Annotated in this window: 19 protein-coding genes and 1 pseudogene; 5 read left to right on the top strand and 15 right to left on the bottom strand. The window is 60.2% G+C overall.

Going from position 1 to position 21,787, the window contains the following annotated elements:
* Positions 1 to 11 precede the first annotated feature (11 nt).
* On the top strand, positions 12 to 659 hold the full coding sequence (locus PLO63_09275) for a TrkA family potassium uptake protein (GenBank protein ID HOI74324.1): 648 nt from the start codon (positions 12 to 14) through the stop codon (positions 657 to 659).
* Between the two features lie 16 nt (positions 660 to 675).
* On the opposite strand, the gene PLO63_09270 is transcribed toward PLO63_09275, so the two are convergent.
* Positions 676 to 2,796, bottom strand: coding sequence for an acetate--CoA ligase family protein (locus tag PLO63_09270; GenBank protein ID HOI74323.1), 2,121 nt, complete (start codon positions 2,794 to 2,796; stop codon positions 676 to 678).
* 329 nt (positions 2,797 to 3,125) lie between these two features.
* On the opposite strand from PLO63_09270, the gene PLO63_09265 reads away from it, so the two are divergent.
* Positions 3,126 to 4,457: an acetyl-CoA hydrolase/transferase C-terminal domain-containing protein gene (locus PLO63_09265; GenBank protein HOI74322.1), complete on the top strand. Its 1,332-nt coding sequence runs from the start codon at positions 3,126 to 3,128 to the stop codon at positions 4,455 to 4,457.
* An 88-nt stretch (positions 4,458 to 4,545) separates the two neighbouring features.
* Here PLO63_09265 and PLO63_09260 read toward each other — a convergent pair whose 3' ends face one another.
* The 4 genes from PLO63_09260 to PLO63_09245 form a co-directional block, all read right to left on the bottom strand.
* The gene (locus PLO63_09260; GenBank protein ID HOI74321.1) at positions 4,546 to 5,847 is read right to left on the bottom strand and encodes a TRAP transporter large permease; all 1,302 of its coding nucleotides are present in this window, start codon (positions 5,845 to 5,847) and stop codon (positions 4,546 to 4,548) included.
* Entirely contained in the window at positions 5,844 to 6,326 is a 483-nt protein-coding gene (locus PLO63_09255) for a TRAP transporter small permease (protein ID HOI74320.1), read from the bottom strand. Before PLO63_09255 ends, PLO63_09260 begins: the two co-directional genes overlap by 4 nt.
* Positions 6,327 to 6,365: 39 nt before the next feature.
* On the bottom strand, positions 6,366 to 7,394 hold the full coding sequence (locus PLO63_09250) for a TRAP transporter substrate-binding protein (protein HOI74319.1): 1,029 nt from the start codon (positions 7,392 to 7,394) through the stop codon (positions 6,366 to 6,368).
* Positions 7,395 to 7,829: 435 nt separating this feature from the next.
* A complete protein-coding gene (locus PLO63_09245; GenBank protein ID HOI74318.1) occupies positions 7,830 to 8,153 on the bottom strand; it encodes a hypothetical protein in 324 nt (107 codons plus the stop codon).
* A gap of 228 nt (positions 8,154 to 8,381) precedes the next feature.
* Between PLO63_09245 and PLO63_09240 the strand changes: the two genes are divergently transcribed.
* The 3 genes from PLO63_09240 to atpB are packed head-to-tail and all read left to right on the top strand — an operon-like array spanning position 8,382 to position 9,690.
* On the top strand, positions 8,382 to 8,675 hold the full coding sequence (locus PLO63_09240; protein ID HOI74317.1) for an AtpZ/AtpI family protein: 294 nt from the start codon (positions 8,382 to 8,384) through the stop codon (positions 8,673 to 8,675).
* Complete coding sequence (locus PLO63_09235; protein HOI74316.1) at positions 8,635 to 9,030, top strand: ATP synthase subunit I; 396 nt, start codon at positions 8,635 to 8,637, stop codon at positions 9,028 to 9,030. Before PLO63_09240 ends, PLO63_09235 begins: the two co-directional genes overlap by 41 nt.
* 3 nt (positions 9,031 to 9,033) lie before the next feature.
* The gene (gene atpB, locus PLO63_09230) at positions 9,034 to 9,690 is read left to right on the top strand and encodes a F0F1 ATP synthase subunit A (protein HOI74315.1); all 657 of its coding nucleotides are present in this window, start codon (positions 9,034 to 9,036) and stop codon (positions 9,688 to 9,690) included.
* Between the two features lie 161 nt (positions 9,691 to 9,851).
* Here atpB and gltA read toward each other — a convergent pair whose 3' ends face one another.
* The 10 genes and pseudogenes from gltA to PLO63_09180 all read right to left on the bottom strand — a co-directional run bounded on the left by gltA (position 9,852) and on the right by PLO63_09180 (position 21,678).
* Positions 9,852 to 11,267 carry an NADPH-dependent glutamate synthase gene (gene gltA, locus PLO63_09225; protein HOI74314.1) on the bottom strand — a complete coding sequence of 472 codons (1,416 nt, stop codon included), beginning with the start codon at positions 11,265 to 11,267 and terminating at the stop codon, positions 9,852 to 9,854.
* Entirely contained in the window at positions 11,257 to 12,099 is an 843-nt protein-coding gene (locus PLO63_09220) for a sulfide/dihydroorotate dehydrogenase-like FAD/NAD-binding protein (GenBank protein ID HOI74313.1), read from the bottom strand. The genes gltA and PLO63_09220 overlap by 11 nt, the downstream gene beginning before the upstream one ends.
* Before the next feature lie 99 nt (positions 12,100 to 12,198).
* A complete protein-coding gene (locus tag PLO63_09215) occupies positions 12,199 to 13,038 on the bottom strand; it encodes an FAD/NAD(P)-binding protein (protein ID HOI74312.1) in 840 nt (279 codons plus the stop codon).
* A gap of 15 nt (positions 13,039 to 13,053) precedes the next feature.
* Complete coding sequence (locus tag PLO63_09210) at positions 13,054 to 14,076, bottom strand: 4Fe-4S dicluster domain-containing protein (protein HOI74311.1); 1,023 nt, start codon at positions 14,074 to 14,076, stop codon at positions 13,054 to 13,056.
* A gap of 75 nt (positions 14,077 to 14,151) precedes the next feature.
* Positions 14,152 to 15,003 carry a CoB--CoM heterodisulfide reductase iron-sulfur subunit B family protein gene (locus tag PLO63_09205; GenBank protein HOI74310.1) on the bottom strand — a complete coding sequence of 284 codons (852 nt, stop codon included), beginning with the start codon at positions 15,001 to 15,003 and terminating at the stop codon, positions 14,152 to 14,154.
* A gap of 29 nt (positions 15,004 to 15,032) precedes the next feature.
* Complete coding sequence (locus PLO63_09200; protein ID HOI74309.1) at positions 15,033 to 15,560, bottom strand: 4Fe-4S dicluster domain-containing protein; 528 nt, start codon at positions 15,558 to 15,560, stop codon at positions 15,033 to 15,035.
* 76 nt (positions 15,561 to 15,636) lie between these two features.
* Positions 15,637 to 16,644 carry a 4Fe-4S dicluster domain-containing protein gene (locus tag PLO63_09195; protein ID HOI74308.1) on the bottom strand — a complete coding sequence of 336 codons (1,008 nt, stop codon included), beginning with the start codon at positions 16,642 to 16,644 and terminating at the stop codon, positions 15,637 to 15,639.
* A 112-nt stretch (positions 16,645 to 16,756) separates the two neighbouring features.
* Positions 16,757 to 17,194, bottom strand: a complete 438-nt coding sequence (locus PLO63_09190) for a hydrogenase iron-sulfur subunit (protein ID HOI74307.1) — start codon at positions 17,192 to 17,194, stop codon at positions 16,757 to 16,759.
* Positions 17,195 to 17,235: 41 nt separating this feature from the next.
* On the bottom strand, positions 17,236 to 21,204 hold the full coding sequence (locus PLO63_09185; protein HOI74306.1) for an NAD(P)-binding protein: 3,969 nt from the start codon (positions 21,202 to 21,204) through the stop codon (positions 17,236 to 17,238).
* Positions 21,205 to 21,216: 12 nt separating this feature from the next.
* Positions 21,217 to 21,678 (bottom strand): annotated as a pseudogene (locus PLO63_09180) (FAD-dependent oxidoreductase).
* Positions 21,679 to 21,787 lie beyond the last annotated feature (109 nt).

Here is a 21,787-nt window from a genome sequence, read left to right as displayed (position 1 = left end):
GAGGTGTCTCGATGAAACGGGTCATCGTGATCGGGCTGGGCATTTTCGGCTTCAACATCGCGAAGGAGCTATTCGAGCACGGCTTCGAGGTCATCGCCGTCGACAAAAGCAAGGACGCCGTCCAGCGGATCCGTGACTATGCCACGAAGGCCGTGCTCGCCGACGGGACGGACCGGGATATCATGGACATGATCGGGATCCAGGAAGACGATCTGGTGATCGTGTCCTTCGGAGAAGACCTGGCCGCCAGCACGCTCATCACGCTGCACCTGAAGCAGCTGGGCGTGAAGACCATCATCACCAAGGCCGTCAGCGAGGACCACAAGCTGATCCTGGAACGTGTGGGTGCCACCGAGGCGATCATCCCGGAAAAGGTCATGGCCGCCAAACTGGCCAGAAGCCTCCGGTACCCGAACGTTCTGGATTACATTCCCCTCTCGGACGATTACATGATCTCCGAGATCGCCCCCCCGTCCGGCTTTCTCGGGAAATCCATCGGTGAGCTGCAGCTCCGCGGCCGGTACAACATCGAGGTCATCGCGGTGCGGGACGTCCTCACGGACCGGATTTCCATGGTCCCCACCGCCGGTTACGTGCTCAAGGACGGCGAGGCCCTGGTCGTGGTCGGGAGGGACAGGGATATCGAGAAGATCAAGTGAGCCGGAACAACCGGCGTTACGACGCCGCCTTTCCCGGCTTTTCGCTCCCGTCCAGGATGATCGTGGCATCCACGGCACAGAGTCCATCCCGCGTGACGAGGAGCGGATTGATATCGATCTCCCGGATCCGCGGAACCGCCAGCCCGAGGTCTCCCAGGGCGATCAGTACCCTGGCCAGATGCTCCCGGTCAACCGGCGGGGCGCCGCGATAGCCGTTGAGAAGGGCCTGTCCCCGGATGCGCCCGATGAGCCTGAGCGCCTCGTCCATGCCGAGCGGAGCCACGGCGAAGGCGGTGTCCCGGAGGACCTCCGTCAGCGTTCCGCCGAGGCCGATCAGGACGCAGGGACCGAACTGGGAATCCCGGACCAGTCCCGCGATCAGTTCCCCCTCCCCCCGTACCTGCCGCTGGACCAGGACCTCCCCGTCATCCGACAGGCCGTTCCGGATCATGCCGTATGCCTCACGGAGTCCCTGCGCATCCTTGATGTTCAGGCGCACCAGCCCGGCTTCGCTCTTGTGCACAAGGCCGGGCTGCAGGCCTTTGAGCACCACGGGATAGCCGATCCGATCCGCTTCCTTCAGACAGGCCTCCTCGCTTGCGACCCTCGTCTCTTCCACGGTTGGAATCCCCCGGGAACGGAGAATCCGTTTGGACACCTCCTCATCCAGGGCTCCCCGGGCGTTTCGAATCAACATCTCGATTTCCGGTGCGATCCGTCCCGGTGACGGCAGCGGATGCTTCGGCGATATCGCTTCCCCGGCGGGCCGCCTCCTCAAAACGGCTTCGAGGCATTCCACGGCGCGATACAGCTCCTGAAACGCCAGCACGCCGAAGGAGCGGGCCTGCTGCTGAAACTCGGAGACCTTGTCTCGCGTTCCCAGGAGCCATAGAAACACGGGCTTCCCCGCCTTCCGCGACTGGGCGGCCAAGTCTTCCAGATCCATGGTGATGCGAAAATTGCCGACGAAAGCCAGAAGCAGGACACCGTCCACCCCCGGATCCGCCAGGATGGACCGCAGGGCCGTGCCGTATACATCCACGCCGGTCCCCATGTTCTTTTCCATGGCGGGCCAGACATCCACCGGATTGGCGACGGGCATCCAGGAAGGGAAAAGCTCCTGCACGGCGGTGGTGGTCTCTTCGGACAGGTCGGCTACTTCCAGCCCCACGTCCTCGAAGAAATCCGCCGCCATGATCCCCGCTCCACCGCTGAAGGTGAGAACGGCGATCCTCCCCTTCCCGGAAGCCGCCGATGGAGCGGCGGCCAGAGACCGGCAGAGATCCATCCATTGCTTGAAGTCCCTTGCCTCGGTAACTCCAGCCTGGGCCAGGGCACCGGAGATGACGGCATGGTTTCCCGCCAGGGAGGCGGTATGGCTCATGGCGGCCTTTGCGCCCCGACTGCTCCTCCCGCCCTTCAACACGACGACCGGTTTGGAGCATGAGCGGCAAAGCTCCAGGAACCGGCGGCCGTCCCGGAAGGATTCCAGGTACAGGCCGATCACCCTCGTGTCCGGATCCCCGGCCAGGTACTCCAGCAGGTCGTTTTCGTCCACGTCGGCCTTGTTTCCGATGGAGCATGCCTTGCTGATGCCCATCACTCCGTGGGTCATGAGGTCCACCAGGAATCCCGCCGAGAGAAGACCGCTCTGAACGACCAGGGACACGTCCCCCGGAACCAGGCCCCGGAGGAGGGCGTTGGGATCCATAAAGGAAAACACATGGCTTCGAACGGCATCGACAAGGCCCATGCAGTTGGGGCCCCAGATCCGGATCCCCAGTTCCCGTCCCCTGGCGACCATCCGGTCCTGCAAGTTCCGGCCTTCCGGGCCCGTCTCGGCGAATCCCCCGGACTCGACGATCACACCCCGGATTCCCCTGCCGGCACACTCGTCCAGAGCCGTGAGAACCTGCGGGGCCGGAACAAACAAAATCGCCAGATCCACGGCATCGGGAACCTCCCGAAGGGAAGGAACGCAAGGGATCCCCTCGATTTCTGAGTACTTCGGGTTAACCGGGCAAATTACTCCCCGATAACCCGTGATCAGGTTCTTCAGGATGGCGTTTCCTCCCTTCGAGGGGTTCGGGGTGGCCCCCACAACGGCGATTCCCCGGGGTTCAAAAAAGAATTTCATACGATTCCTCCCGATGAATGAATGAGCGACGTGTATCCGTATTACAAAACGGGGATGAATGGAAGTCCGCAGAAGGTTGAATCATCGCAGGCTTCGATTGGACAGCCGGAGGTATCCTGTGCTATGAGAATCATGAATTGCGTTCTGCAATTTCTTCTTTCGAGAGTCGTCCAGGAACAATAAGTCTGCAGGATTCAAGCACAATCGGGAAGGAGGTGAAGAAGCCAGAGATCTTGCATGGAGCCAGCTGACCGACACAAGGGGGAAACGTCCACTCAATCAATGTCGACCAATCCATTCACCATCGGAACGGATTAAGGAGGGATCGCATGAGCTGGAAGGATGTTTACAACAGCAGGCTGATGTCGGCACAGGACGCAGCTAAGATCGTTCAATCAGGCGACCGTTTTTGGACCCCTTTGCTTCTGGGACAGCCGTCCATGCTGATCATGGACGCCATCGCAGACCGTAAGGACGAACTCAAGGACGTGGAGTACTGTTTCGCTCTCGTTCTCCGACCCTACAAACTCTTCAAGCCGGAATACCGGGATGCCTTCAAGCTGGTCTGCGGATTCTACAGCACGCCGCATCTCCAGGAGCTTGCCAAGACGGAATGGTCCAACTTCTGGCCCGCCCAGAGCTCGGATATCTCCATCAAAAACTTGCACCGCCAGCGGACCTATCCCCGCCGCGGAGGCATCGTCATGCAGGTCACGCCCCCGGACGAGCACGGCTACGTGAACCTCGGGCTGGATACGTTCTACACAGAGCAGATCATGGATCAGTCGGACTGGATCATCGCCGAGGTGAACGAGAACATGCCCCGGACCTACGGACAGACAAACTTCCACGTCTCCCGCTTCACCGCCTTCGTTGAAAATCCCAACCCGGTCATTGCCGTCCCCACCCCTCCGCCTTCGGATGTGGAAATCAAGATGGCGGAAAACGTCGTGAAGCTCCTTCGGGATCGGGACTGCATCCAGGTGGGCATCGGCGCCGTTCCGGCCATGATCAGCAAGCTCCTGGAGCACTCGGGGCTCAAGGACATGGGCATCCACACAGAGATGGCCCCGGCGGGAACCCACAAACTGGTCGAGAAGGGGGTCGTTACCTGCAAGTACAAGAAAGTGAACAACGGCAAGATCATCCTGGCCTTCACCATGGGGGACAAGGAACTCTACGACTTCCTGGCCAACAACCCCATGGTGGAATACCGCCCGACCATCTACGCGAACTACATCCCGACCCTTGCCCAGGAGGAGAACGTGGTGGCCATCAATGGCTCCATCGAAGTAGACCTGACGGGGCAGATCGTCTCCGAGTCCGTCGGAAATTTGATGCGGACTGGTTCAGGCGGCCAGTTGGACTTCGTCATCGGCTCCTTCTGGTCCAAGGGCGGCCGGGCCATCAATCTGGTGCCGTCGACTACGCTGAATGACACGGTCTCCAGAATTGTCCCCTATATCTCGTGGGGTTCCAGGGTCACAGTGCCCCGTCATTACGCGGGATTCATCGTCACAGAATACGGGGCAGCGGACCTTTACGGCCGGACGGAACCGGAGCGGGCGGAGGAACTGATCAAGATCGCCCATCCGAAATTCCGGGAAGAACTGGAAAAGGCGGGTCGGGAACGGGGCCTGATCAAGAAAAAGACCTTCTGAGCCGGCATGGGGAATCAACCTCCCTGCCGGCAGGAAAGCAGCGGGAGAATACACGGGGGGGCCTGAAAGGGCTCCCCCGTTTTTTGGGTCATTGAACGAAACCCGGCAGCCACAGGGCGATGGCTGGAAACAAGATCAACAGGAGAGCCATCACCAGCTGCGCCAGGAGGAGTTTCGTTGCTCCGCTGAAGATGACCTGGAGCGGCACATCCTTGGCCACACCGGCCACGACGTAAACGTTGATGCCGACCGGTGGCGTGATGACGCCCATGCCCGTGACCAGAACGATGACAACGCCGAACCAGACCGGATCATAACCCAGGGTGGTAACCACGGGGAAGAAGATCGGGATCGTGAGCATGATCATGGCCAGGGAGTCCATCAGGCACCCCAGCAGGAGATACGTCAGGATGATGAGGCCGATGATCAGGGGCGGCGGAAGGTCCAGACCCGCCACCCAGCCGCCCACCTCGGAGGGAATGGTCGTCACGGCCAGGAAATGGCCGAAGACCGTGGCCCCCGCCACGATGACCATAATCATGCAGGAGATCCTTGCCGTCTCCTGGAGGGACAGGACGAATTTCCGCCAGGTGATGTTTCTCCCCACCAGGGCGATGAGGATCGTGCCCAGAGAACCGATGCCGGCCGCTTCCGTGGGAGTGAAGATGCCGATGAACAGCCCTCCCATGACCATCACAAACAGGGCCAGCGTCTCGATCACACCGGCCAGCGAGGAAATCTTCTCGCTCCAGGGAGCCCGGACGTCCTTCCGGCATAGATCCGGACGGAGTGTGGTCCAGATTACGACGACGAGAACAAAGAAAAGCGCAAGCAGGATCCCCGGCAGGACGCCCGCCAGAAAGAGCTTCCCGATGGATTGCTCCGTCATGATCCCATAGACGATGAAGATCGTGCTGGGCGGGATCAGGATGCCGAGGCTCCCTCCCGCCGCAACCACACCCGTTGCCAGGGCCGGGTCGTAGCCCCGCTTTTTCATCTCCGGCAAGGCTACGGACGACATGGTGGCCGCCGTGGCGCTCGTGGAACCGCAAATGGCCGAAAAGGCGGCGCAGGCGCCGATGGTGGCGATCGCCAGGCCGCCCCGCAGATGTCCGAAGAACTTGTGGGCGGAATTGAACAGGCGCCCGCTGATCCCAGAGTGGAAGGCCACCTGGCCCATGAGCACGAACAGAGGAATGACCGTGAGGTTGTAGGAACTGAAGACGGAAAAGACATCCCGGGCCATGAGATGCAGGGCCGCATCCCAGGAGACGAGGACCCCGAAGCCGAGGAATCCCACGATGGCCATCGTGAACCCGACGGGGATCCGCAGGAACATCAGCAGGATGAGCAAAATAAAGCCGGCAAAACCGGTAGTGATGGGCGTCACGAAAACCAGACCCTCCTGGCAAAACGAACCAGGTCAACAATGAGGACACAGCAGAGGAGAGCACAGCCGACGGCGATTCCCCAGGCAAACGGCGAAATCGGCATGGCCAGGGTCAGGGACACCTCGCCGCTGGCCTGCAGGTCCCGTGCGTAGACAGCGCTCTGCCAGGCCAGGATACCGAACAGCAATGCGCCGGCCACGGCCTCCAGGCCGTCGATGTAGAGCTGCCATCGGACCGGCAGCCTGGAGGTCAGAAACTCCACGGCAATATGTCCCCGCTCGATGGATGTCTGCCCCAGGGCAAACGCCGTGACGACCGTTCCCAGAAAACCCACGATTTCATACGTCCCGGGAATGGGATACCGGGCCAGGCGCAGGATGACATCCGCGCAGGTCAGGAACATCATGGCCACAATGCCCGCGCAGGCAATGCCGTTCGCAAACCCGATTGTCTTCAGGTATCTCCGTTTCCAGGGCATGGTGCTCCCCTCTGCTGCACGTCTCCGGGCGGTCCGCTACTACTTCTTCTTGGCTGGACGACCCGACTTCCCAATCAGGAGTTCGGCTTCCTGGACCACTGATTTCCCGGACACCCCGCTCGCCTTCACGGTATTTACGTATTCGTCGATCACGGGATCAACGGCCTTCCTCCAGCGAAGACTCTCGGCCTTCGAAAGCGGGAGGATTTTATTGCCAAGCTTGAGGCTGTATGCCCTCCCCTCGGCATCGAGGTCGTCCCAGGCCTTGCCGTGTACGTCAATCCATTCGGTGCTCACATCCTCCATGGCCTTACGGACATTCGGAGGCAGGGAGTTCCATTTTTTTAGGTTCATGACAACGAACATCGCCGTGGTGTAGCCGATATCACGGCATTCCGTCGTATTCTTGATCACCTCCGCCTGCTTCCATCCCTTGAGAACCTCAATGGGACCGATCGTCCCTTCCACAACCCCCTTCTGCAGGGATTCATAGGTCGACCCCTGGGGCATGGCAACCGGAACGGCTCCCAGGGCTTTGATGACCTTCGCGCTGAGACCCGTCGAACGGATCTTCATACCCCTCAGGTCTTCCAGTTTCCGTACCGGCTTTACGGTATGCAGGAGCCCCGGTCCGTGAGCATGCAGATAGAGAACCTTGACCTGATTCAGTTCCCGGGGCTTCAGTTTCTGATAGAACTCGTTGGCCACCCTGGTCGCGGTCCGGCCGTTCGGGTACCCGAGAGGAAGATCCAGCGCCTCCATGACGGGAAAACGGCCGCGGGTGTATGCGAACGCGGACATGCACATGTCGGAGATTCCCTTTACGACGCCATCGTAGCACTGATCCGCCTGGGTAAGGGATCCTCCGGCGAAGACCTGGATTTTCACCTGCCCCTGGGTCCGCTTTTCCACTTCCTTGGCCCATGCGTCGGCAGCCACTTTCTGGCCGTGATTCGGCGGGAAAAAGATGCTGTAGGTCAACTGGGTCGGCCCCGCCCAGGCGGTGGTCAGGCCGGAGAACACCCCCAGCAAGAGGACTGCCAATGCGATCCGGATGATTCTTTTCATGATTTCTCTCCCTCCTGGTAATGAAGAATGGTCGTCATGTCAGCCGGCCGGCATGGTTTCCGGATTCCGGGGATCCGTGCCGCAGCCGCCGTTTCCACTCATGGAAGGCCTGCCTGTTCGCTCGACGGTCGGACAGGCAGGCCGCCGGTAGGCGTAACACGTGGAACAGAAATAATATCGGGCCTGGATGCTGTAAAACATCATGAAACCGCAATTTCCCGCTTCGGGTTATGAATTTGTAGGGTGAAAGGGACGGACGATAAAGCTGGGAGAAGCCTGCTTTCCCACCGGGCAGCGGCAGGAAGCAGGCATCAATACATATAAGGCTGGGCGAGAAGGGTTTTCATGGATGCTCGGAATGTGGTGTCCGAAATCACGTCTGGTTCCTCAAAACAAAAAATAGGTTTTCACTCCTATGGGATCGACCGTTACCTGTCAAGCATTATTATCCGTCCGGGATTGATTCTGCTGGCTGACCTCGCGGCGCAGCCGCTCCACTTCTTCCCTGTACTGCTCGGCCCTGGCCTTGGCGAGCTCGATCTCTTCCCGGGCCTTGTCCAGCTTTTCTTCGTTCTTGTGGCGATCCTCCCGGATCTTGTCCTGAATATCGTCGAATCCGACATACATGGCAAGAATGCCGCCCATGATCAGAACAACGGGCAGCCCGCCCTGGACAATGACGAGAAACTGGTGCCCCCAGAACATGATCCCGATGAGACCGCAGACCGTGGCAACGGCGCCGCCAATGAGAAGAGTCATTCCCGTTCACCTCCCGCAACGGACCCTGTTTGCACCAGGTTTTTTCTTTTTTGCCGCGCATTGACTCGAAACCGTCAATATCATAGAGAAGTGTTGCAGGCAAGACGAAACGAGCCGCCGGGAGGCTTCCCGACGTGCCATTTTCGATACCTATCGACCCGAAATAACAGTATAATTTCTCGACCTTATTTTCGTTGACATTCGCCGGTGGCCATGATAGGGGGCGCGATGAAATGGGACAAATCAGACAGGCAGTCCCTGATCCAGTTGGCATACGCAAGCACCATCGGAATCGCGATGGTATTGACCATTTTCGGTGGGCTCTATTTCGGAGCCTGGCTGGACCGGAAACTGGGAACGGATAATCATTACTTCATGTTCCTGTTTCTGGCGGTCGGCGTGATCGTCGGATTCCGGAACATCTACCTGATGATCCAGAGAAGCGCGACGGATGAGGAACCCGTCATCCGATACATTAAAAGTGAACCGCATCGAAAAAGACCCCCTCCAGGCAAGACTTGAAATCACAAACTGGCTCGTGCTGGCGGTTTGTCTGATCATCAGTGTTTTGCTGATGTCCGCACCGTTCACCTATGGAATCCTTCTGGGCGGTTTCATCAGCATCGTCAATTTCCACTGGCTCGACCGGGACCTGCGGAAGATATTCTCCAACCTCTCCGGGAAAGCCAAGTCCGCCCTGCTCTTGAAATACTACCTGCGCCTCGCCGTTACGGCCGTGGTGCTTTACATCCTGATCAGCCAGTCCCTTGTGGATATCATCGGCCTGCTTGTCGGTCTTTCCGTGGTGGTGATGAACATCGTGCTGACGGCGGTTCTGGTATTCTCAAAAAAAAATTGCGTTGAGGAGGTTTTATAGAACATGCACGGCGAATTTCTGTTTGTTCACATTCCCGGCGTTGCCGACCATGTCACGCATACGTGGCTGATTATGGCGCTTCTGGCTCTCTGCGGTTTTCTGGCCACCCGTAGAATGTCGGTTTATCCGGGGCGTTTCCAGAACGTCATGGAGGTCGTCGTGGGAGCCCTCAACTCGCTGCTCGTCGATACCATGGGGGAACAGGGCAAAAAATTCTTCCCGCTGATCGCGACGCTGGGACTCTTCATTCTGGTTTCCAACCTCCTCGGTCTTGTCCCCGGATTCGTCTCTCCGACATCAAGCTTGAACATGACCATCGCCATGGCGCTCATCGTATTCGTGTTGACTCACGTGGTGGGCGTCCAGATCCAGGGCCTCAAGTACTTCAAACAGTTCCTCGGACCGGTCTGGTGGCTCATCCCCCTGATGCTGCCCATCGAGATCATCAGCCACCTGTCCCGTCCCCTGTCCCTGTCGGTGCGGCTCTTCGGGAACATCGAAGGCGGGCACATCGTGATCATCGTTCTGTTGATCCTCGTTCCACTCCTGATCCCGCTGCCCATCTACATCCTGAAGGTTCTGATCTCCTTCATCCAGACCCTCGTATTCATGCTTCTTTCCATGATGTACATTGCAGGGGCCATGGAAGAGCATCACTGATCCGGCAGAAATCAACGCAACAAAAAAGCGCCTCGATGTGAGGCGCTTTTTTTATTTCTTTCCGCTGTCCCGGGGTTCCGTCTTTTCGCGGGATGGCTTCCCGTTCCATCGGCTCCGGGAATCGCCTTCCCGAACCGGGACGAATTCTCCCCTCGGAACTTCTATTTCCCAGAGAGATAGGCGTCGATGGCCTGGGCCGCTTTCCGACCCGCCCCCATGGCCAGGATGACCGTGGCCGAGCCGGTAACGATGTCTCCGCCGGCATAGACGCCCTTTCGCGTCGTCTCCCCGGACTCCCCCCTCGTGATAATATAGCCCCAGCGGTTCGTCTCGAGACCCGGGGTTGTGGAGGGAACGATGGGATTGGCCATGGTCCCCACGGCCACGACCACCGTATCGACGTCGATGACGAATTCAGAACCCGGGACAGGAACTGGACTTCTCCTCCCCGAGGCATCCGGTTCACCCAGTTCCATGCGCAGGCAACGGATCCCCGTCACCCATCCGTCCTTGTCGCCGATATATTCGACCGGATTCGTCAGCAGTTTGAACTGTACGCCCTCTTCCTTGGCGTGGTGAACTTCTTCGATCCGGGCGGGCATCTCCGCCTCGCTCCGCCGGTAGATAATGTAGGCATTCTCCGCCCCCAGGCGCAGGGCCGTTCTCACGGAATCCATGGCCACGTTGCCCCCGCCGATGACAGCCACGTTCTTCCCTCGGACGATGGGGGTGTCGTACTCGGGAAACCGGTAAGCCTTCATGAGGTTCGACCGGGTCAGGTACTCGTTGGCCGAGTAGATGCCGCTCAGGTTCTCCCCGGGAATGTTCATGAAGACAGGGGCGCCGGCACCCACTGCAAGATAGACGGCGTCATAGCCCTCTTCGAAAAGTTCGTCCACCGTCTTGATCCGTCCGACCAGAGCATTCAGGACGATCTTGACTCCCAGGCTGCGAAGGTAGTCCACCTCCGCCTCCACGATGGCCTTGGGCAGCCGGAACTCGGGAATCCCATACACCAGGACGCCGCCCGCCTTGTGGAGGGCCTCATAAATGGTGACCTCGTAGCCCAGTTTCACCAGGTCTCCGGCGATGGTCAGTCCGGACGGACCCGCTCCCACAACGGCGATCTTCCTGCCGTTCGAAGCCGGCTTTTCCGGGGCAGCCACCTGGCCCGTGTTCCGTTCGTAGTCCGCCGCGAACCGCTCGAGGCGGCCGATGGCCACCGGCTCGCCCTTCTTCCCGAGGATGCAGAACTTCTCGCACTGGTCTTCCTGCGGGCAGACCCGCCCGCAGACGGCGGGCAGGCTGTTCGTTTCCTTCAGCGTGCGGGCGGCGCCCAGGAAATCCCCATCGGCGATCCGCTTGATGAACTCGGGAATCCGGACGTCGACGGGACATCCCTCGATGCACCCGGGCTTCTTGCACTGGATGCAGCGCTTCGCCTCGAGAATCGCCGTCTCGGTATCATATCCGAGAGGAACCTCGTCGAAGTTCCTGATCCGGTCCGCCGGGGCCTGCTCCGGCATCGCCTGCCGGGGGATCTTCTCCTTCTTTTCCTTTTTCGGTTCAGTTTCCATGCGACCCGCACCTGTGCTTTTCGTAGGACTGCTTTTCCTCTTCGCAGTACATCCTGAGCCGGCTGGCAAGAAGGTCGAAGTTCACCTGGTGCCCGTCAAACTCCGGTCCATCAACGCAGGTGAATTTCGTCTTCCCGCCGACTTCCACCCGGCAGGCACCACACATCCCGGTGGCGTCCACCATGATCGGGTTCAGGCTGACGGTCGTCGGAATGGCGTAAGGCCGTGTCAGATTTGCCACCACCCTCATCATGGGCACCGGTCCGATGGCGAAGACATGGTCGACCTTTTCGCCGCGGTCGATGATCTGCTGCAGGACGGTGCTGACGAATCCATGGAATCCATAGCTCCCGTCATCCGTGCAGACCACGAGTTCGTCGCTGGCGGCGCGCATTTCCTCTTCGAGAATGATCAGGTCCTTCGTCCGGGCACCGATGATGGAGGTCACCCGGTTCCCCTTTTCCTTGAGGGCCTTCGTGATGGGGTAGATAACCCCGACGCCGACGCCTCCGCCGACGCAGACGACATGGCCGAAGATCTCAATGTCCGTTGGATTTCCCAGGGGACCCTGAACATCCTGGAAGGCATCCCCCGCCTTCAGGGCGGACATGGCCGCCGTCGTCTTCCCCACGACCTGGTAAATGATCGTAATCGTACCCCGGCCTGCGTCCGACTCGACAATGGTCAGCGGGATGCGCTCTCCCCTCTCGTCGATCTTGAGGATCACGAACTGACCGGCTTTTCTTTTCCGGGCAATCTCCGGTGCCAGAATCTCCATCCGGAAGACCGCCTCGGACAATTGCCGCGCTTCCACCACCGTGTACAAAGTCATATCCCCCCTGACATAAAAAGGGGAGCCCTGAAGCTCCCCGGAGTCGACTCCCTTTGCGGCTTTGGAATACAGCCGACGTTTTTCGAAAGGCCCGCCGCTTCAGTATTCTTTCGTCAGCTTGTCCAGCTCCGCCAGGGTGAACACGGGGCCGTCCTTGCAGACGTACTTGCTGCCGACGTTGCAGCGACCGCACTTCCCGATGCCGCACTTCATCCTCATTTCGAGGGACGTGATGATGTTCTCCTTGGAGAACCCAAGATCGAAGAAGACCGGCAGGGTGAAGCGGATCATGACCGGCGGACCGCAGATGACCGTCACGGCGTTCTCCGAACTGGGCGCCACCTCCTTGCAGACCGTGGGAACGAATCCCTCCCGCCCCTTCCAGCCAGCGTCTCCCTTGTCGACGGTCACGTTCAGGTCGATATCGTCCCTCTTGGACCAGGCTTCCAACTCATCCTTGTAGATGAGAAGTCCCGGGTTGCGGGCGCCATAGACGACGGTGATCTTGCCGAAGCGCTTCCGGTTGTCCCCGTGGATCATGTAATTGATCAGGGAGCGCAACGTCGTGAAGGCGAATCCGCCGCCCACGATGACGATGTTCTTGCCCTCCAGGAATTCGATGGGCCAGGAGTTGCCCAGGGGCCCGCGGAGCCCCATCCGGGTTCCTTCCTCCATTTCGTGGAGGGCCGACGTGACGACGCCGGCCTTCTGAACCGTGAATTCGACGTATCCCTGCTGGGTGGGAGATGACGCGATTCCGATGGGGGACTCGCCCTTGCCGAAGATGGACAGCTCCCCGAACTGGCCGGGGGTGTACCGGAACTTTTCCTCGTCCTCCTTATTGAGGAAGGCGAAGCGGAAGGTCTTGATGTCCTTGGTGTCCACCTCGGTGACGATCTTGATCACTTCCACGGGGTAGGGTACATATGGATTCTGCATTGCGCTCTCCCGAAATTATAGTTTCGAAATATCCTCGACGATTTTCCGGATGTCGATGTTGACGGGGCAGTACATCACGCAACGCCCGCAGCCCACGCAGGCGATGGCATCGAAATTGTCCACATAATACTTGAACTTGTGCATCGTCCGCTGGCGCCAGCGCTCCTTCTGGGTCATCCTCGGGTTGTGCCCTGACGTCTCCTTCGTAAACAGCCAGTACATGCAGGAGTCCCAGTTCCGCAGGCGCCGGCCGTCGCCGTACTTCATTTCGTCGCTGATGTCGAAGCAATGGCATGTGGGGCACAGGTACGTACAGGTCCCGCAGGCAAGGCATTTCTGGTGGATCGTGTTCCAGAAGGGATGCTCGAAGTTCACATCCAGGATCGGCTTGATCTCCTTCGCGGGGATCTTCGACGAAATGGCCTGCTCGGCCTGCGCGGCGATCTCTTCCTTCTTCTTCGCCGCCCCTTCGTCGGCCTGGACATCACCGAAATACTTCAGGAGTTTCGACCCCTTTTCGGTCACGAATTCCGCCAGGAACTGATCTCCCAGGTCCGTCAGGAGGACGTCGGCCCCCTCGGATGAAACCGGGTGTCCCCCCACGGACGTGCAGAAGCAGGTCGTGTAGGGAGGACGGCTGCAGGCCATGGCCACGATGGTCGTCTTGTTCCGCTTGTCGATCCAGAAGGGATCCCTGTATTTTTCCTGATCGAAGAGCATGTCCAGGAGGGCAAAGCTCCGGGCGTCGCAGGGGCGCACACCGAAGAGTACCGCCTGTCCGCTTTCCGCTTCCAGGCTCGCAAACTCCGTTCCCTTCGGCGTCCTCGTGTAGCGCATCATCACTTCCGTCCGCGGGAAAAAGAAGTTTTTCGGTGCGTTTTTGCTGTTGGAGAAGGATGTGAGGGGCTCGTCCCCTTTTTCCAGCAGCTTGAAGAGGACGTTGTCCTCCACTTTCACCGGCGCGAACACGGGTCCGTCCTCACCGATCTTCCTGATGATGCCCCCGAGGGCGTCCTTCTTGATCAACCGTTTTTCCATAACGTCCCTTTTTCTTCTGTCTGAAAGATGTTTGTCACCGCCGGTTCGCGGCGGCCGTCCGAAAGGGTCTTATCGCTACAGGAGGCCCAGACCGCTCACCAGGGGGGTCGGGTCCACGTTGTGGAGCTTGAACCAGGACGCAGGCCCCTGGAGCCCCATGGCCAGGGCCACCAGTTCCGTGAAATAGAAGACGGGCAGGCGGACATTCTCGCTGGCCCTCATGTCCACGTTGGCCATGCAGACCGGACAGGCGGTCACGATGCAGTTGGCCCCCGCCTCCCGGGCCATGGAGACCAGTTTGTCCACCATCTTGATCACGATGTCCGTCCTGCTGATGGTCAGGCTGCCGCCGCAGCAGTCGGTCTTGTAGGACCAGGGACGCACGTCGGCTCCCATCGCCCCGAGCAGTTTGTCCAGAAGCACCGGGTTTTCGTAATCATCAAACTGGCAGACCTCCGGCGGTCGCAGCAGGAGGCAGCCGTAATAGGAAACGGGCTTCAGGCCGGTGAGTTTCCGGGTAACCTTGCCTTCCAGGGTGTCCAGCCCGATGTCCTTGCAGAAGATATCGATGGGGTTGCGAACGGAGACCGTCCCCTCGACTTTCCGCCCCAGGATCTTCTCGATGTCCGTCTTCAGAGCGGCATCGTGCCCCAGGTGGTGCTGTGCCGATTTGAAGCGGTTGAAGCAGGCGGCGCAGGGGACCATGACGTCCTTCAGGTCCGACTTTTCGGCAGCCGCCAGGTTCCGGGCGGGAAGAGCCACGGACAGCCTGAAATTCGTGGCGTGGGCCGATGTCGCCCCGCAGCAGGACCAGTCCTCCACTTCCTTTAGCTCGATCCCGAGAGCCCGACTGACCGCCTTGACGGACTGGTCATATTCCTTCGCCGTCCCATGGAGGGAACATCCCGGATAATATTGAACTTTCAACGCGTGCCTCCTTCAGGTGGACTGTTGCATCAGGCATTCTTCGTCTTGTCGAAGATGCCCCGCACGGACTGGATATCCTTTGTCTTGGGAGAAATGAGGGCGAGCTTCCCTTTCATGAACATGCTCAACCCCATCGCGGCATCCGAGAAGAGATCTCCCGACTTGAGCTTGTAGTTGACTGTCATCATCGTCTCGTTGATGCGGCCATTGGAACGGATGTTCGCCAGGAAGGCCTCGTGGAAATGGAGAACGTTCTTCTCCCGGGCTCCGACGCCGGAGACGATGGCCATCTCGCGGAGGGCGTCCATCATGCGGGCAATGTCCACCTCGTTCGGGCAGCGGGTGATGCAGGTCTCGCAGGAGGCGCACAGCCAGATGGTGGAGCTGCCCAGCACCTTGTCCCTCATCCCCAGCTGGATCATCTTGATGATCTTGTTGGGATTGTATTCCATGACGGAGGCCAGGGGGCAGCCGGCGGTGCATTTCCGGCAGTGGTAGCATCGCTGGATCGGAACGCCGTTTATTCTTTCGTTCACTTCATCGAGAAATGTCTTCATGTCCTCTCCGTTCGTCTCGCTATCTTCGGTCAGCGGCCAGCACCCGAAGGATTTGACCAGTACCTTGCTCATTTCTCTACGGGTTGAAGATAAAATCGTCCTTGTCGTTTTCGCTGTAGGCCGACAGCGGCGGGACATCCTCCATCGAGGAGCCGGCCCGGTTGTTGAACATCTCCAGGCAGTCCTTGTCGAGCTTCTTGAGGAACTTTCTCAGGTCCACCCCCATGGGGCAGACGGACACACAGGAGCCGCAGTCCACACAGCGCCCCACCATGTGAAAGAGGCGCATGAACTGGAAGACCTGGGTGTCGGTGGCGTCCTCGCCGATGCCGACCCACTGCGGCTGGCTCTGGTCCTGGAAACAGATGGCGCAGTAGCAGGAAGGACAGGCCTGGCGGCATGCATAGCAGCGGATGCACTTGGCCATTTCCTTCGTGAAATAGGCCCAGCGCTCCTCGATCGGCAGGTTTTCGAAGGCCGTCACCTCGTCGTATTCCCGGTCTGCATCCATAGGCGGGGCCTTCTCTCCCAGCATCACGTCCGAGATCACCGGATTGTTGAAGCGGCAGGTGAGGCAGCAGTCCGCCAGGGCGTCCTTCAGGGCCAGTTTCTTATCGCCGGCGGCGGTTTTCACGGTGATGGAGTCACCCGACACCGCCGCATCGAGGACCTCTTCCCCTCCCAGGGCGGCGGAAAATTTCTTGCGCTCGATATAACCTGTGCAGGGCACGCCAAGGATCACGACCTCGTCCCGTTCATACTGCCTTTCCTGAAGACACAGAACGATCGACCGGGTCGTACACCCCCGGGCCACGACACCGACGACCTTTTTCTTGCGGTCCTCCGGCTTGACCCGCTTCTGTGCGTTGCGGTGCTGGGAGATCAGGTCGTGGACGAACTTGGCGAGGTTCTGGGTGCAGAAGGAGTTCCACACCAGCTTCTGGGCTTCTTCCGGGAGGGTGATGAAGCAGGGGGTCGCCGTTGCGGGCAGTGTTCCCGCTTCGTAGCCGACGATGACATCCACCTTCTTCTCCTCCAGGAGCCTGCCTGCCTCTTCCCGCAGCTTTTTCTGAATGTTTTCCACTTTGTTCGAGTCCTCGTCTTCGAGTTATATACGAAATGATGTCTGGCACCCTGAGCCCCGCACAACCGTTCCGGATATGGATCTCCAGATCATCCGGGACGGCCCGCGCGGCTTAGAGTTTCTTCACCAGCTTGTTCGCCGGACCGAGGGAGGTCACCCGCTCCGTCACTCCCTTGATGACCTTGGCGAACCGCTCCCCTTCGGAGGCGGACACCCAGGTGAAGATCGTCCGGTCTCCCTCCACGCCGATGTAGGAAAGGAAACGTTTCAGCGCGGCGAATTTCCGCCGGGCCGAGAGGTTGCCCGTCAGGTAGTGGCATTCCCCGGGGTGGCAGCCGGAAATCAGAACGCCGTCGGCCCCTTCCTGGAGGGCCTTCACGACGTAAAAGGGATTGATCCGTCCCGTGCAGGGGACGCGGATGATGCGAACGTTCGGGGGATACTGGATCCGGCTGATCCCGGCCAGGTCCGCCCCGGCGTAGGTGCACCAGTTGCAGACGATGGCCACGATTTTCGGCTCCCAGTTTCCCTTGGCTTCTTGTCCAGACATATCGGCTCCGTTTCTATTGGGATTCAATCCTTGCTATCGCGCTACATGGCAGCGATCTGCGCCAGCACTTCCTCGTTGTTGAAGCCGTTCAGGTCCACGGCGTTCATGCGGCAGGAGGCTGTGCAGACCCCGCAGCCCTTGCAGAGGACGGTGTTGACCACCGCGCACCCCTCGGCGAGGTCCACGGCAATGGCCCTGAAGGGGCAGTTGACCTCGCAGAGCCCACAGGCGGCGCACCGCTCCTTGTTGACATAGGCCGTCTTGCCCTCGGCCTCGATGAAGTCCTTCGTGAGGATCGTGCAGGCCCGGGAGACCGCCGCGTTGGCCTGGACGATGGAGTCCTCGCTCAGTTTCGGCGCGTGGGACATGCCGCACATGAAGACGCCGTCGGTGGCGAAATCGACCGGACGGAGCTTCACGTGGGCCTCCAGGAAGAACCCGTCCTGGTTGGTCGGCACCTTCAGCATCTTTCCGATTTCCTCGTTCTCCGGGTTCGGAACGGTACCGACGCTGAGGGCCAGGAGATCCGTCTTGAACTCCACCGTCTCGTTGAGGATGGGGTCGAGCAGGCGGATCACCACCTTGTCACCCTCGGTCCTGACCTCGGGCTTCCGGTCCTCATCGTAGCGGACGAACTTGACGTTCAGCTCGCGGGCCTTCTTGTAGTAGTCCTCCTTGAGGCCGAAGGTCCGGATGTCGCGATAGAGAATCGTGACGTCCTTCTCCGGGTCCGCTTCCTTGAGCTTCAGGGCGTTCTTGATCGCCTCGGAGCAGCAGTAGCGGCTGCAGTAAGGCCGCTCGGGGATGCGGGAACCAACGCACTGGATCATGGTGACGCTCTTGGCCGCCGCCGCCTTGGCATCCTTCTCGGCGATCAGCTTCTCGAGCTCCCGCTGGGTCAGGACGCGGTCCGACTGGCCGTAGAGGTACTCTTTCGTCTCCAGCTCGTACCCGCCGGTGGCCACGATGACCACTCCGTGCTCGAACTGCTCTTCCCCGTCCTTCGTCTTGACGGTGGTCTTGTAGTTGCCGATGAAGCCCTCGATCTTCGCGATTTCCGTTCCCGTGAAGACCGTGATCAGGTCGTTCTTCTTCACGCGATCGATCAGGCCCGTCAGGTGCTTCTTCGTATCCAGGCCTTCGAGGGTGAAGTAAAGGTTTGCATAGTTGCCGCCGAGGGACGGTTTCTTCTCTACGATGTAGGACTTGAATCCCTGGTCCGCGAAAGAGAGGGCCGCCGTGATGCCCGCCAGCCCGCCGCCGATGATGAGGACGTTCTTGTTGACGTTCAGCTGACCCGGCTTCAGGGGCTTAAGGAACTGGGCCTTGGCGATGGACATCCTCACCAGGTCCTTGGCCTTCTCGGTGGCCGCCTCGGGCTCGTGCATGTGAACCCAAGAATCCTGGTCCCGGATGTTCGCCATCTCGAAGAGGTAGCGGTTGAGTCCCGCCTTCTCGCAGTTCTCCTGGAAGAGCCCCTCGTGGGTCCGGGGGGAGCAGGAGGCGACGACGACGCGGGTCAGGTTCTGCTCCTTGATGACCTCGCCCATTTTCACGGCTGTATCCTGGGAGCAGGTGAAGAGGTTGTCCGTGGCAAAGACCACGTTGGGCAGGCTCTTGGCGTACTCGACGACCTCCGGAACGTTGACCACGCCGCCGATGTTGATGCCGCAGTGGCAGACAAAAACGCCCGTCCGGGGGCCGACCCCGCGGATATCCGACTCCAGGGGAAGTTCCTCCTCGGTGATCATCGTACCCCGGCGCTCCGACAGGAGGCCGGCGGCGCAGGCCGCGGCGCTCGACGCCTCCATGACCGTCTCGGGAATGTCCTTGGGCCCGCCGAAGGCGCCGCAGACGAAGACGCCACTCCGGCTGGTCTGAACGGGGTTATCGAGGGCGGTCTGGCAGAAGCCGTGCTCTTCGAGATTGATTCCCAGAGCCTTGGCAAGTTTCGCCGCCTCCGGGGGAGGCGTCAGACCGACCGAGAGGACCACCATTTCAAACTCTTCCTCGACAAGCTTGCCGTCCTCGGTCACGTATTTCATCAGCAGGTTCTTGGACTGCTGGAGTTCCTTCACGCTGGAGGGCATGGAGCGGACGTAACGGATCCCGTACTCGTTCTTCGCCCGGTTGACGAACCGGTCGAAGTCCTTGCCGTGGGCCCGGATGTCCATGAAGAAGATGGTCGGCTCCAGGTCCTTGGCGTGCTCCTTGCCGATGATGGCCTCCTTCGTGGCATACATGCAGCAAACGGAGGAGCACCAGCTGTTGCCGCAGGAGGTGTCCCGGGAGCCCACGCACTGGATGAAGGCGATCTTCCGGGGCTCCTTGCCGTCGGAGATGCGCTGGACGTGTCCGAAGTAGGGACCCGACGCGGAGAGGATGCGCTCGAACTGGATCGCCGTCACAACGTTGGCGTAGGTGCCGAATCCATACTCGCCGCGGATGGATGCATCAAAGGTCTCGAAGCCCGGGGCAGCGATGACGGCCCCGACCTCGATGGTCTCTTCCTCGAAGGTATCGTCATGGTTGATCGCCTTCGCGATACAGGCGTCGACGCACTGATAGCACTCGGAGCAGATGCCGCAGGCCAGGCAGCGCTGGGCCTCGCGGACGGCCTCTTCCTCGCCGAAGCCGATGCCGACTTCCTGGAAATTGGTCCTCCGCTCGTCCGGCTTCATGTGCGGATATTTCGCCCGGGGAGCCTTCGGAACGGCGCTCACGTCGGCCTTGTCGGCCAGATCTTTCGTCCAGTCCTTCGCCCGTCCGGCTGCCATGTCCTCGCCCTGGAGATACCGGTCGATGGACACGGCCGCTTCCTTCCCGGCGAAGACGGCCTTGACGACCGTCTGGGGTCCCGTGACCACGTCGCCGCCGGCGAAGACACCGGGGACGTTCGTCGCGAAGGTGACCGCGTCGACGTCGAAGTTTTTCCACTTGTTGATGGAGATGCCGCTCTCGGCGGGAACGAAATCAAGGTCCGCCTCCTGGCCGATGGCCGGGATCAGGGCATCGCAGGGAACGACGAACTCGGAGCCCTTGATCTCGATGGGGCGCCGACGGCCGCTGGCGTCGGGCTCGCCCAGTTCCATCCGGGTGCACTCGATGCCCGTCACCTTTCCGTTCTCCCCGACGACCCGCTTGGGGGCCACGAGGAATTCCATCTTGATGCCCTCTTCCAAGGCCTCCTCGATCTCCTCCGGAGAAGCGGGCATTTCAGCCCGGGACCGGCGGTAGAGGATGAAGACGTCTTTCGAGCCCGTACGGATGGCCGTCCGGACGGCGTCCATGGCCACGTTCCCGCCGCCGACGACGGCGACCTTGTCGCCCAGGAAGACCTTCTCGCCCAGGTTCACCCGCTTCAGGTAATCCACGCCGTGGATGACGCCCTGCATGTCCTCCCCGGGGATGTTCAGCTTGCTGCTGTTGACGGTGCCGCAGCCGATGAAGACGGCATCGAAGTCCTTCTGGAGCTGGGCGAAGGGGAGATCCTTGCCCACAGGCCTGTTCAGATGGATCTTGACCCCCAGGTCCTCGATGACCTTGATCTCGGCCTTCAGGACGTCCTTGGGGAGACGGTACTCGGGAATGCCGACCGCCAGCCAGCCGCCCGCCACGGGCAGGGACTCGAAGACCTCGCAGTCGTAGCCTTCGGCAGCCAGGTAGTAGGCGCAGGTGAGGCCCGCGGGCCCGGCGCCGACGATGGCCACCTTCTTCCCCTTGCTCTCCTTCTTCTCGGGGATGTAGCGGGTCTCGTCCTTCAGGTCCAGGTCGGCGACGAAGCGCTTCAGGTGCATGATGTCGATGGGCTCATCAACCTTGCCGCGCATGCAGGCCGTCTCGCAGGGGTGGTTGCAGACCCGGCCGCATACGATGGGGAACGGGTTGTCCTTCTTGATGAGCTTCAGGGCTTCCTTGAATTTCCCCGTAGCGATGAGGGCGACATACCCCTGGACGCTGATGTGGGTCGGGCAACTCGCCTTGCAGGGGGAGGTGCCGAGCTTGTCGATGGCGAAGCCGCTGGGAATGGCCTGGGGGAAATGCCGGTAGGTGGCTTTCCGCTCGCTCAGGTTCTCGTTGAAGTCGGAGGGTACCGAGATGGGGCAGACGTTGGCGCAGTCGCCGCAGCCGGTGCACTTGGAGAGGTCGATGAAGCGCGGCGCCTTCGTCATTCGGACCTTGAAGTGGCCCGGTTCGCCCTCGACGGATTCCACGGTCCGCCGGGTGAGGATCTCCACGTTGGGATGGCGGCCTACTTCCACCAGTTTCGGGGAGAGGATGCAGGCGGAACAGTCGTTGGTGGGAAAGGTCTTGTCCAGCTGTGCCATGACGCCGCCGATACTGATCCCTTTTTCCACCAGGTAGACCTTCAGGCCTGAGTTCGCCAGATCCAGGGACGCCTGAATGCCGGCGATACCGGATCCCACCACCATGACCGCACCGATTTTTTCATTTGATTGAGCCACTGGACACCACCTCGGGATATCTCAGAATGTTTGCGTCCGTCCCGTCATCGCGCCCGGGGAAGATCCTGAATCTGAAATGGGCGGGAATGCGGACCTTATTGAGAGAACATGCTTGACACCCAGCCAC

This window comes from Syntrophales bacterium (assembly GCA_035363115.1).
GTDB lineage: Bacteria > Desulfobacterota > Syntrophia > Syntrophales > PHBD01 > PHBD01.
Note: the sequence above shows the minus strand (reverse complement) of the source record. Positions and strands in the feature narration are given on the sequence as shown.